This window comes from Kordia aestuariivivens, assembly GCF_014397005.1.
Taxonomy (GTDB): Bacteria; Bacteroidota; Bacteroidia; order Flavobacteriales; family Flavobacteriaceae; genus Kordia; species Kordia aestuariivivens.
Genome location: NZ_JACGWS010000006.1, coordinates 59,744 through 72,836 on the forward strand (window position 1 = coordinate 59,744; position 13,093 = coordinate 72,836).

The 13,093-nt window shown below is 35.5% G+C and carries 7 protein-coding genes; 2 read left to right on the forward strand and 5 right to left on the reverse strand.

What is annotated here, in order from left to right:
* Positions 1-2: 2 nt before the first annotated feature.
* The 5 genes from H2O64_RS11020 to hemH all read right to left on the reverse strand — a co-directional run bounded on the left by H2O64_RS11020 (position 3) and on the right by hemH (position 7,843).
* Positions 3-1,457 carry a sensor histidine kinase gene (locus H2O64_RS11020; protein WP_235982852.1) on the reverse strand — a complete coding sequence of 485 codons (1,455 nt, stop codon included), beginning with the start codon at positions 1,455-1,457 and terminating at the stop codon, positions 3-5.
* 45 nt (positions 1,458-1,502) lie between these two features.
* Positions 1,503-2,048, reverse strand: a complete 546-nt coding sequence (locus H2O64_RS11025) for a CopD family protein (RefSeq protein ID WP_187562258.1) — start codon at positions 2,046-2,048, stop codon at positions 1,503-1,505.
* Positions 2,049-5,156: a VPS10 domain-containing protein gene (locus H2O64_RS11030; RefSeq protein ID WP_187562259.1), complete on the reverse strand. Its 3,108-nt coding sequence runs from the start codon at positions 5,154-5,156 to the stop codon at positions 2,049-2,051.
* 300 nt (positions 5,157-5,456) lie between these two features.
* Positions 5,457-6,806, reverse strand: coding sequence for an MATE family efflux transporter (locus H2O64_RS11035; RefSeq protein WP_187562260.1), 1,350 nt, complete (start codon positions 6,804-6,806; stop codon positions 5,457-5,459).
* Complete coding sequence (gene hemH, locus H2O64_RS11040; RefSeq protein ID WP_187562261.1) at positions 6,806-7,843, reverse strand: ferrochelatase; 1,038 nt, start codon at positions 7,841-7,843, stop codon at positions 6,806-6,808. Before hemH ends, H2O64_RS11035 begins: the two co-directional genes overlap by 1 nt.
* Before the next feature lie 371 nt (positions 7,844-8,214).
* Here hemH and H2O64_RS11045 point away from each other — a divergent pair, with 371 nt between their 5' ends.
* Positions 8,215-11,664, forward strand: coding sequence for a TraB/GumN family protein (locus tag H2O64_RS11045; RefSeq protein WP_187562262.1), 3,450 nt, complete (start codon positions 8,215-8,217; stop codon positions 11,662-11,664).
* Positions 11,665-12,191: 527 nt separating this feature from the next.
* Positions 12,192-12,959: a carbonic anhydrase family protein gene (locus tag H2O64_RS11050; protein ID WP_187562263.1), complete on the forward strand. Its 768-nt coding sequence runs from the start codon at positions 12,192-12,194 to the stop codon at positions 12,957-12,959.
* Positions 12,960-13,093: the final 134 nt, after the last annotated feature.

Genomic DNA, 13,093 nt, shown 5'->3' on the forward strand with positions numbered 1-13,093 from the left:
TCCTAGTTTTTTGGGAACGTTACTATAAATGTGGTTCCTTTATTTTCTTCTGATGTAAAAGTAATACTTCCGTTATAAGTTTCTACTATATTTTTTACCATTCCAAGCCCAAGTCCCATTCCACTTGTTTTAGTTGTAAATTTTGGTTCAAATATTTTAGGTGTATTCTCTTTCGTGATTCCGATTCCGTTGTCTTTTACGGTAATCACCACATTTTCATTTTGTTCAAATACGCGTACATCAATATGTGGTGTACGATCATTTGGAATGGCTTGAATAGCATTTTTGACCAAGTTTGTAATGACACGGATTAATTGTGTACGATCAAACTTTGCAATAATTTCTTCTTCTTCGCTTGAAAAATTGATGTAATCTTCATTAAAAATATCCATTGCCAAACGCGTAATTTTTACCACGTTCAACATTTCGTTTTGCTGTGCAGGCATTTTTGCAAAGTTTGAAAACGCAGAAGCAATACTACTCATGGTATCAATTTGCTGAATCAATGTTTTTGTGTATTCATCTACTTTTTGATGAATGTTTGGATCTTCTGGATCAAATTTTCGTTGAAAACTTTGTACGGTCAAACGCATTGGAGTCAACGGATTTTTAATTTCATGCGCCACTTGTTTTGCCATTTCGCGCCAAGCTTGTTCACGTTCGCTCATGGCTAGTTTTACAGCACTTTCATCAAGTTCATCAATCATTCCGTTATAGGCTGTTATTAAGTTGTAAATTTCTTCTCCTGCACCATCAATGATGATTTTTTCATTTCGTTTATTAAATCGGGTTTGATCGAGTTTTTCTCCAATACTTTTCAGCGAACGCGTAATGTATCTAGAAATAAAGTATGCGAAAACAATCGCGATTAAAAGCATTAAAATATACGTATATCCTAAACGCTTCAAGAATTCTCTCAATTCCATGTCACTGAACGAGTTATCTCGCTCGTATTGCAAATTCAAAATTCCTAGCGGTTTAGATTTTGCGTCGGTAATAATGATGTAAGAAGATTGAAAATCTCCTTTATCCGTCACAATTTCTTCCACGTAACGTTTGTCAACTGTTGCCCGTAAATTATTAAGAATTTCAGCTGATAAACATTCTGTGATATTGTCGTTTCGAATAGAAGTATCTGAAGTAATAATAAAGTCTCCTTCCGGATCGTACAAGTTGAAAGCTACATTGTGAATGTCGGCAATTTTATAAATTTCATCTTTAAAAATTAAGCCTAAATTCTCCGTACTCACCACATACGTAGTTTCTTTGTTGATCAAATATTCTACGTTTGATCGTACTTGATTTTCTTTTCGTTCGAGTCGTTGTTTGTGATAATCGTTGGATTGATCACGGTATTGATAAATACTCACCAAAGCAATTAAAATAGAAGCTACTAAAATTAGTAGAATCATATAGGCAAATATTCGGGAACGTAATGAAAGTCTTGTAGGCTTCATAAATGTTTATTTATCTTCTGTGCTTGGATCAATAATCAAGCCAAGTTATGCTTCCGGATTTTTCTCTCGGACTCGTTTATATAACTTAAATCCTAGCATGAGTACAATTCCTAATACTAAAATTCCGATCACACCAAAAATCCAATTGATTGCACTTTTTAGAATGACTAAAAATACAACTGCAAAGAGAATAAACGTAGCGCCTTCATTCCAAATTCGCATAAAATTTGAGGTATACTTTACTTCATCACGCTGCAATTGCTTAAACATTTGATGGGTTTTAAATTGATACAGAAATAGCAAAAATACGAACGCAAGTTTTACATGCATCCAACCTTGATCTAACCAACTTGGAATTAAAATAAGTAACCAAATCGCGAAAATAGTTGCCAAAATAGCCGAAGGCCACGTGATGATAAACCACAAGCGTTTTGCCATTAATTTGAGTTGTTTTCCTAAGATTTCTTTCTCTGGCGAAGGTTTATGAAACGCTTCAATTTGATATACAAATAGTCGTGGAATGTAAAACAATCCTGCAAACCACGTCACAACAAATATGAGGTGTAATGATTTTATATAGTTGTACTCCATTTAGTCTTCTATAAATAGATAGTTTAGTTTTTTCGCGTTAAATGCATCATTAAACGCTTTAATTTCGGTGTCAACCAAGGTATTGAAGGTATTCAATTCTTTATTAATTTCTTGCGATAATTCATTTTTCACAGCAATATCTTGTTCGGTTGGTGCAAAATCGCCCATACTTACCAATGAATTTAAGTGCCCTAATTTGTTCGTCAGACGAATTGGGAAATTCAACGGGTCTTGTCCACTACGGTTTTTTGTTTGATATAATGCTTCTTCAATCGTTGTGAACTTTTTCTTTAATTCTTTGGCTTGTTCTACCAAATCTTTCACGTTCTCGTCGTCTTTATATTGCGCTGCAAAAGAAGTTAATTTTGCATTAATCTTTCTAATTTTCTTGATGGATTTGTGTGCGTTGTCCATTGTAGCATTGACATCTTTGATAAAATCGAACTGCTTTTGCATATCAAGCAAGGTGCTTTCGGCTCTTGGATCTGCTAAAATGGTTAACGGTTTTGTAATTTCAACTGCATCAACACCTTCTTTTTTTACCGTCAATTTCACTTTGTATTGACCTGGAACTGCTTTTGGACCTTCTAAACTTGCCCACCATAAAATCATTCCTTCTAGCTTTTCAGTTCCTTTATAGCTCATGTTCCACACAAACTGATTTGCTCCTTTTTTAACTTCAAGCTTGTCTTTCTTTTTATTTTTTGTGCTGAATGTTTTAATAACTTCTCCACTAGCGTCAGAATAAGTCAACGAAACCTCATCTTTTTCATCGTAATCATTCAGATAGAAATACGTCATGACACCATTTGGATGATTTGTTCCTTCTGTTTTGCTTCCTTTTTCGGAGCCACCACGCATTCTGTATGTATCTTTTGGTGTGTAAAGAATATTCTTATTTTTCTCAATGTTATATTGTTGATGAATCACGGTTAAATCGTCAATAATCCACAAACTTCTCCCTTGTGTTGCCACAATTAAATTGTTGTCTTTGATGGTTAAATCTGTAATGGGAACGATTGGAAGATTCAACTGAAATGGTTGCCAATTTTTTCCATCGTTAAACGAAATATACATGCCTGTTTCCGTTCCTGCGTATAACAATCCTTTACGTTTTGGGTCTTCACGAACCACTCGTGTAAAATGTTCTGCGTTGATTCCATTCGTGATTTTTGTCCACGATTTTCCGTAATCAGTTGTTTTGTATAAATACGGCGCAAAATCGCCCGTTTTGTATTTTGTTCCTGCTATATAACACGTTCCTGCGTCAAACGTACTTGGTTCTACCGTGTTGATCATCATCCATTCAGGCATTCCATTTGGCGTGACATTGTTCCACGTTTTTCCACCATCTTGCGTAATATGAAGCAATCCATCATCACTTCCAACCCACAAAAGACCTTCTTTCACAGGTGATTCTTGCGCAGCAAAAATAGTACAGTAATATTCTACGGAAGTATTATCCTGTGTGATCGGTCCACCAGAAGATTTTAGTTTTTCTGGATCGTTTCTGGTTAAATCTGGACTGATAATGTTCCACGATTGCCCTTCATTTTCTGTGACATGCACACGATTTGAAAATGTATATAATCTATTCGGATTGTGTTTTGAAAAGATAATTGGAAAATTCCATTGAAAACGATATTTCATGCCTTCTGCGCCATGTCCCATCGGATTGTCTGGCCACACATTGATTGCTCTAACGGTTCCTGTTTTGTGATTTTTTCTTGTGAGGAAACCATCATAACTTCCACCATATACAATGTCATTATCTTTTGGATCTACCGCAATATGAGCCGATTCGCCACCTGCTGTGCTTTCCCAATCGTCATCCGAAATAGAACGTCCGTCAGTTCTGTGTGGAATTCGTATGGTAGAATTATCTTGTTGTGCCACATAAATTCTATATGGAAAACTATTATCAGTTGTCACTCTATAAAACTGCGAAGTTGGTTGATTGTGATAGGTACTCCACGTTTCGCCACCATCATAAGTAACTTGCGCGCCACCATCATCACCAATAATCATACGTTTCGGGTTTTCGGGTGCAATCCATAAATCATGATGATCGCCATGTGGTGCATTGTATGTACTAAATGTTTTTCCACCATCAGTACTTTTATGATAGCGAACATTTAATACATACACAACATCTACGTTTTCTGTATCTGCATACAAACGTGTGTAATACCAAGCACGCTGACGCAATTTACGTTCGCTATTGACTTGACTCCACGTTTCACCGCCATCATCACTTCGGTATAAACCACCTTTTTCTTTGTTTTCAACAATTGCCCAAACACGTTGATTGTTTAATGGAGAAACTGTCACACCAATGATTCCTAACGTATCAGTTGGAAACCCTTTCTTTTTTGAAATTTCTGTCCATGTTTCACCGCTATCGGTACTTTTCCATAAGGCTGAACCATCACCACCAGAACTTAAACTATATGGAGTTCTGCGTATTCGCCATGTTGAAGCATATAATATTCTCGGATTTGTTGGATCTATTAATAAATCGACAACACCAGCATCTGCATTCGCAAATAAGGTTTTTTTCCATGTTTTTCCGCCATCGATACTTTTATAAACACCTCTTTCGTCTGTTGATTTGTATAGATTTCCCATCACGCCAGCGTATACTATATCTGGATTTGTTGGATGAATCGCCATTCGAGGAATGTGTCTTGAATTTTTTAAACCAGAAGCTGTCCATGTTTTTCCTGCATCGACACTTTTCCATACGCCATATCCTGAAGATACATTTCCACGCACGGTTTTTTCGCCGCCGCCAACATACATTACATTCGGATCACTTTTGGAAACGGTAATGGAACCGATACTTCCACCAAAATATCCGTCAGAAATGTTTTCCCAACTACGTCCGCCATTGGTTGTTTTCCAAACGCCACCGCCTGTTGCGCCAAAGTAGAAAAGGTTTGGTTTGTTTGGAACACCAGTTACTGCGGCACTTCGTCCGCCACGAAATGGCCCGACCAATCGGTATTCTACATTTTTGTAATACGCTTCATCAAAGGTTTGTGCTTGTGTGTCAAAAGTGCTTCCTACGGTAAGTAGCAACACGGCTAGTAAGGTAAAAATTCGCATTTTTTAGGTTGGTTTGGTTTCAGGTATTAAAAATAAGGATATTCTTTTTTGCTTGCTAGCTTTTGAAGGTTTTTATGCGTATTAGGTATTAGGTTGTTGGTCGCTTTGCTCCTGTTCTTTGTTGATTTGTTTGTTCGTAGGTTTGTTTTCACTCTTAACTTGTTTGTTTTGGTCGCTTTGCTACCGTTGTCTGTTGTAAGTTCGAGTGCAGTCGAGAACCTTTTATAACCTTGGGTCTTGGGTCTTGGGTCTTGGCAAAAATACTTTTCAATTTAAAATTTTACATTCAACATTTAGAATTTATAATGCTGTTTTTAAATTTTGTCGAATTTCCCTGTTGAGATAAACGCCTGTGAGAAGGGTTGATAGCAAATCGGCAATTGGAAATGAAACCCAAACACCAAAGATTCCGTAGTAATTTGGTAATATCAAAATTAACGGAATGAGGAAGAATCCTTGTTTTGTGAGTGTGAGTAATAATGCAGGAACCGCTTTTCCAATGGCTTGAAAATATCCTGAACCAATCATCTGAACCGCAATTAATGGTGTGACTAAGAAAACCCAACGCAAGGCACTTGGCGTTTCGCGCAGAATGACTTCATCATCTGTAAATACAGAAACAATTTGCTCTGGGAAAAACATAATAATTGCAAAGATCGCAAGCGCTAATCCTGTTCCGTATTTTATAGAAATATTGATACTTTCGCGAACGCGCTGATATTTTTTTGCACCGTAATTGAACCCAGCAATTGGTAAAAATCCTTGTGAAATTCCCATGACAGGAAATAAGGCAAACATCAACATGCGACTAATGATTCCGTAAATCGTCACAGAAGTTTCACCGCCATACGTAAATAGTGTATGATTTAGAATGATAGATAGAATACTCACCATTCCTTGTCGCGCAAGCGTTACGCCACCAAGTTCTGTAATTTCTTTTACGATTTTATGTTCTAGTTTGAAACATTTCAAGCGTATTTTGAGTTCACTGTGTTTTGAAAAGAAAAACCAATAGATAAATACAAAGCAGATAAAGTATGAAATACACGTTGCCCAAGCCGCGCCCGCCATTCCATAATCCAACACATTGATAAATAAATAATCAAAAAATATGTTTCCTATTGCGGGAAGAATCAAGGCAATCATCGCAAATTTTGGTTTTCCTTCCGCACGCACCACAGGATTTCCGGTCATGCACAAGGCTAAAAACGGAATGCAATACATGATGATTTCATAGTAAATTTCGGCTGGACCGAGAATTTTACCATTCGCACCAAAAAGTGCTAACGCTTCTTCTTTAAAAATGAGGCCGATAATGACAAAAAAGACCGACAAACCAAAAGACATCACAATTTGATTTCCAAATGTGCGCTGTGCTTTGTCGTGATCTTCAGAACCTAAAGCTCTGGAAATGATGGACGCGCCACCAACTCCAATTGCCATTCCAATGGAAGCAATTAAAAATGTAAGCGGAACTACTACCGTAATTGCGGCAATTGCCATAGGACCAATCCATTGCCCAACAAATATGGTATCTACCACCATATTCAAAGACATCACAAGAATTCCTATAGAAGCAGGAAGTGCTTGTGAGATCAATAATTTACCTATGGGCGCATTACCGAGTTCGGCAGAAGCTTTGTGAGCCATTAAGCCGTTACTTCCTCTTTAGAAGTTACACTCCATTCGTTGATCCAGCGTGTCATTACTTTTACCCAATCGTCACTGTCGTTTAAACAAGGAATATGTTTGTAGTGTTCGCCACCAGCTTCTTCAAATTGTTCTTCACCTTCCATGGCAATTTCTTCCAACGTTTCTAAACAATCTGATACAAAGGCAGGTGTAATAACCACTAAGTTCTTTTTTCCTTCTGTTGGAAAACGCTCAAATTCTTTGTCTGTATACGGTTTTAACCAAGGATCACCACCTAAACGTGATTGGAATGAATCACTATATTTTCCTTCAGGTAAATCTAAATATTTTGCGATTTCTTTCGTCGTTTCAAAACATTGATGTCTGTAACAGGTTGCATGTGCTTTGGATGCGGTTTCACAACAACTTCCATCTATTTTACAGTGTGATTTTGTTGGATCGCTTTTGCGGATGTGTCTTTCAGGAATTCCGTGATATGAAAATAAGATATGATCATAATCAACACCTTCTAGATGTGATTTTATATTTTCGGACATTGCACGAATGTAGTCTGGATGATTGTAAAACGAAGGAACAATCGTTAATTCCATGTTTGGAAAATGCTTTTTTTGTTCTTCTTTCGTTTTTTCGATCACTGTTTCGGTAGAAGACATTGCATAATGCGGATATAAAGGTACTACCAATACGTCATCAACTCCTTGATCGTGTAATTCTTTTAATCCTTTTTGAATGCTCATAGAACCGTAACGCATTCCTAAAGCCACAGGAACTTTAGCGCGCTCTTGTACTTTTTTGTGAAAACGTTCAGAAATGACAATAAGCGGAGAACCTTCTTCCCACCAGATTTTTTGGTAGGCTGCTGCCGATTTTTTTGGTCGTGTGTTCAAAATAATTCCTTTGACTAAAAATGTACGAAGCCATTTTGGAACGTCAATCACGCGTTCGTCCATTAAAAATTCACCTAAATATCTTTTTACGTCTTTAGGGTTTGGGCTATCTGGTGAGCCCAGATTAATCAGTAATACACCTTTCATAGTATGCTTTTTTTGTCTTCTTTTTCAGGAATAACAAAATTACAATTCTATCTTCAATAAATGAATATGCTTTCATAGGAAATCTTTATACACTCATTCAAAAGGCATTTTTACGTGCATACCATCTCTACATTGAAATCAATATAGTAAACTGTCCTTTTTTCCTTTCTCCTTCAACATAAAAAGAAAACGTAACTAAGGCTATGCTTTATTTTTCTATTTTGTATAAAGAAAAAAAGATTCACTTTCTTTATGCCGATTTCAAAACAGAAATGGTATTATGATTCTGTTAACATGAAAGAATTCATATCTTTAGTACATTGTTACACAAATTACCGATTATAGTTACCATTTAATTTTCACCCGTTTTTATGAAATTTTATCTATCATTCTTGTTCCTGTTTTGCACGTCTATACTTTTATCTCAAGAAAATAAACAAAGTCTTCTTTGGGAAATTTCCGGAAACGGCATGGAAAAACCGTCTTTTTTATACGGAACCATGCACGTGAGTAAAAAAGTAGCTTTTCGCTTAGATGATGTGTTTTTTAAAGCATTGGCAGAAGCAGAAACTGTAGCCTTAGAATCCGATCCGACAACGTGGTTGGCACACAATTATGAAAGTATGAGCAGTTCGTCGACACGAGCTTCTGGCAATGGAAAAAACTTTTACGATAAGAGTTTTAATACGCAGTTTTCTAAGAAAGAAATTGTGCGACGTATTATTCGTTTTGACAACAGAATTATCAACGGATATTTATACAGAAAGCAAGCTGGCGCAGATGATTTTGAGGAAGAAACGTATTTGGATATGTTTATTTATCAGGCAGGGAAAAAGAATAATAAGCAAATTATTAGTTTGGAAGATATTGAAGAATCACAGTATTTGACATCGCGTGCGGCTTTTAATATGCTAAAGAAGAAGCCCGATGAATGGGTTCAAAAAATGTTCAAAAACGAAAATCGATATACCTTACAAGAAGATGTCTACCGAGATCGAAAAATTGATTTGCTCGATTCTATTGGAGCCGCTGTAAATACAGAATTTTACCGTGAACACATGTTGTTTAAACGCAATGAAAATATGGTCATTGTGATGGATTCTTTAATGCAGCATAAAACGGTTTTTGCAGGCGTTGGTGCCGCACATTTGGCAGGCGAAAAAGGCATGTTGCAAATGTTGGAAGAAAGAGGTTATACTGTAAAACCATTAACTTCCGAACAGACTGATTTTGCGCTAAAATCAAAAACAACCTTAGAAGATTTACACGTAAAGCCCTATTTAAACACGTACAGTACGCCCGATGGTTTTATTACGATAAAAACCTTTGATGAACTTCGCGAATTTGTATATAAAGATCAAAAATTTTACTTAGCGCCCGATATGACAAACGGTGCTTATTTGACAATTACACGTTTGAATACGTACGATCAGTTTCCGAATGAAGAAAAAATTACGCTCGAAGAAATTGATCCGTTATTGTATGAAGATATTCCGGGTGATATTATTTCAAAAACAGCGTTGACAAGTCCGTTTCCGGGATTTAGCATTGTGAATAAAACCAAAAAAGGCGATTACCAAAAATATCATATTTACAAAACGCCGTTGGAAATGATCATTATCAAATTTGGTGGAAAGAAAGATTTTGTATTGCAGTATGAAAAAGAAATTTTTGATTCTATAACGTTTCGTTCCACATCGGAAGACATGAAAACATATACTTCTGAATATAATAAGTATGAATTTTTATTTCCTGCGAATTTCATTTCAGACAACACAAAAAACGTTGGAAATAAGTTGTTACAAGCCGAAGTAAACGATCAGTATTATTTCTTTAAAGAAGTGTTTAATAACGATATTTCATATATTGAAGAAGATGCTTTTGAAGCAGAATATATTCACGATAATTTCTATAAAAATTTAGACATTGAAAAGATTGATGGCAAGTTTGCAGATTACAAATACACAAGTTATGAATCGTCTGCAATTATTGATAGCAGCACGAAAAAGCGAATTTATCTAAAAACAATTATCAAAGATGAAAGCTATTATTTGCTCGGTTATATTGGCGATCACGAAGCAAAAGCAACAACTTATTTTAATTCATTCAAACTAAAAACACCAAAATATAAAAAGTTTAAAACGGTTGTTGATACGTCGTTACATTTTTCAGTATTGACAAATACCAAACAACCTTTTACACGTTCGTACAGTTCGTATCGACGCTACAAAGCGGATAAAAAAGCATACAACCAAGAGAAAAAATACATTGTATATACGTCAAAAAGTAATGAAAAAATCTATGTGCGCCGTTTAAAGTATCATGATTTGCAAATGTTTCATAATGTAGACAGTTTGTGGAGTGCTATGGAAAAAGATTATACTTTTAATTTTGTGATTGAAGATAAAAAATACACTCAAAAAGACGACACATTCATCAGTACTTATGTTCTTAAAGATACCGCAAGCACGAAGCGAATTTACACAAAAAACATCTTAAAAAAAGGCGTTTTATTTGGCTTAAGTACCTTAGAAGATTCTATAGCATCACCTTCTAAATTTGTACAGAATTTTTACGAAACTTTTACACCCTTAGACACATTACTTGGAAAAGATGTGTTTGTTGATAAAACGGATATTTTCTTTGATGGAATCAAGAATAATGACAGCATTGTGTTGAAATCGTACGCAAAAATAAAGTTTGCAGACAAGCACGCAAATACGATTATTTCCATCTTGAAAGAACACGATTTTCCAGACGATCGGAAAAACATCAAAAACTATTTGATTACGTCACTTGGAAAGCTCAAAAACAACCGAATTCATCCGTTTTTTGAAGAATTGTATGTAGCAGCTTACGACAAGCCAAAAACGCAAACAACCATCTTAAAATCGTTATTACAACAGAAAGACAAAGCTTCGTATGCATTGGTGCTTTCCTTGTTGGAAAAAGATTTCCCGTTAGATTCAAGAAACACCAGCAGATTATTTAGAACTGGCATCAATAACTTATCGTTGAAGAAAGATTTATTTCCAGAATTGCTGAAATATTCGAGCATTCAAGAATATAAAACACCTATTTATTCGTTGTTAACACAACTCAGCGATAGCAGTCTCATCAAGCCAAAAATCTATAAAAAGTATAAAGGTCAGTTATTGAATGACGCCAAAATAGAAATCAAGCGAAACTTAGGAAAATCATCGTCCTATAATTATAGCAGTAGCCGAGCGTTGGACAATTATGTAAAATTATTATTTCCGTTCCGTAACGATAAAAAGGTTCAAGATTTCTTCCATAAATTAATTAAAACGGAAGCGCGAAATGCGTTAACAACGTATATCACATTGTTGGCAGAACACAACGAGCCGATTTCACCAGCATTAAAAGAGAAAACGATTTATAATGAGGAATCATTGGCTGCGACCTTGGAGAAATTAGCTGCAAAAGACTTGCTTTCCATCATTCCTGATCCGTTGAAAACACAACAACGGTATGCAAAAGCAAAACTACTCAGTCGTGTAAGTTTTGACGAAGAAGAAGATACAATTTCGTTTCTAAAAGCGGAAGATGTCACAAATGAAGATGGTACAATTACAATTTACTTTTTCAAGATTAAAGAAGAAAACCGCTATAGAAGCAGCGCAAAATTATACTATATCACGTTTTTAAAAACGCCTACATTAAACACAAAAACGTATTTGGTGACCAAAAACTTTAGTAGTGAACGAATTTACGGTGAAGAAATTGACGATGAATTGTTTGAAGATGCTATTGAATTGGTTAAGTATAAAAAGCGGAAACGAATTAGCGGGAGAAGATAGACTTCTTAGACTGGCTTAGAATTTTAGACTGCTTGGATTGTTGGACTTTCAGACTGACTTAGAGTACTGAACGTCAGGTCGAGTGATTTTTTTATAAAGTGAAACGATATAAAAAATTGTATCGAGAATCTTTAGATGTAAAAAATACATTTATGTTCCGAAGTACTTCTCGATACAATTTTCTTGAGAAAATCACTCGAAGTGACGGTTTGGATTGTCATTCCTTGCTTGACACGGAATCTATAACTCGTGGCAAAAAACTACAAATAAGACTATCAACTACACGCTTCCTTTAAAATTTTCAACATTACATTTTATAGAAATTACATGCAACGCACATTAATGATTTAAGTTATATGTGTAGTGACTTTAGGTTGGTTTATATCTCCAATTGAGAAACTATATTTGATAAAAAGCATTACTTTCATATTTTAATAGTAATGCTATTAAATATTTGTTAATAACGAATATGCTGATCGTTGTTTTTCTTATTTTTGCTTAAGAAATAACAAATAAAACGAAACAGTATGAAAAAGCTTTCATTACAATTATTAGCAGTATCAGTAACACTACTTTTAACATCGTGTCAAGAAACAAAAAAGACTACACCAGTTGCTAAGGAAACTAAGAAAGAACTCGTAGAAGAAAGAGTTGTTGGAAGTATTTTAACAGCAGAAGAACAAGCAAATATGACTCCTGAGGAAATTATTGGGAGACTGAAAAAAGGAAATGAGAACTTCATCAATAATAATTTAACACAACGTGATCACTCTATGCAGCGTAGAAAAGCAATGATTGGTCAGTTTCCTAAAGCAATCGTACTTTCCTGTGTGGATAGCCGCGTACCCGTTGAAGATGTGTTCGACTTAGGAATTGGTGATATTTTTGTTGCGCGTGTAGCTGGAAATATTGAAAATGCTGACATTGTGGGGTCTATGGAATTTGCTACTGCGGTTGCAGGTTCTAAAGTCGTAATTGTAATGGGACATACTGCTTGTGGCGCTGTAAAATCTACCATTGATAATGTGGATGCAAAAGCACTTGGAATGAATTCACTTGCTGATTTGATCAACGAAATTCAGCCAGCTGTTACAGAGACAAAATCAGAAGGTGATCGAACTTCAAAAAATGAAGAATTTACCAATACGGTAATTACAAATAACGCAATGCGCACGGTAAAAAACATTAGAGAAGTTTCGCCTACAATGGCTAAAATGGAAGATGAAGGGAAAATCATGATTGTATCAGCAGTGTACGATATGGAAAGCGGGAAAGTAACTTTTAACAAAGACTAATTCAGTAAAAATAAAATAAGTAACAAATCCTCACAAGCGATCGTTTGTGGGGTTTTTTTGATTATTACACTGCTTGGATTATTGGACTTTCAGACTGACTTAAATTACAAAACGTCAGGTCGAGTGAAATCTTG

Bases quoted from the DNA above. Each gene is read 5' to 3' on its own strand.
- H2O64_RS11020 (WP_235982852.1), bottom strand. From the start codon at position 1,457: ATGAAGCCTACAAGACTTTCATTACGTTCCCGAATATTTGCCTATATG.
- H2O64_RS11025 (WP_187562258.1), bottom strand. From the start codon at position 2,048: ATGGAGTACAACTATATAAAATCATTACACCTCATATTTGTTGTGACG.
- H2O64_RS11030 (WP_187562259.1), bottom strand. From the start codon at position 5,156: ATGCGAATTTTTACCTTACTAGCCGTGTTGCTACTTACCGTAGGAAGC.
- H2O64_RS11035 (WP_187562260.1), bottom strand. From the start codon at position 6,806: ATGGCTCACAAAGCTTCTGCCGAACTCGGTAATGCGCCCATAGGTAAA.
- hemH (WP_187562261.1), bottom strand. From the start codon at position 7,843: ATGAAAGGTGTATTACTGATTAATCTGGGCTCACCAGATAGCCCAAAC.
- H2O64_RS11045 (WP_187562262.1), top strand. From the start codon at position 8,215: ATGAAATTTTATCTATCATTCTTGTTCCTGTTTTGCACGTCTATACTT.
- H2O64_RS11050 (WP_187562263.1), top strand. From the start codon at position 12,192: ATGAAAAAGCTTTCATTACAATTATTAGCAGTATCAGTAACACTACTT.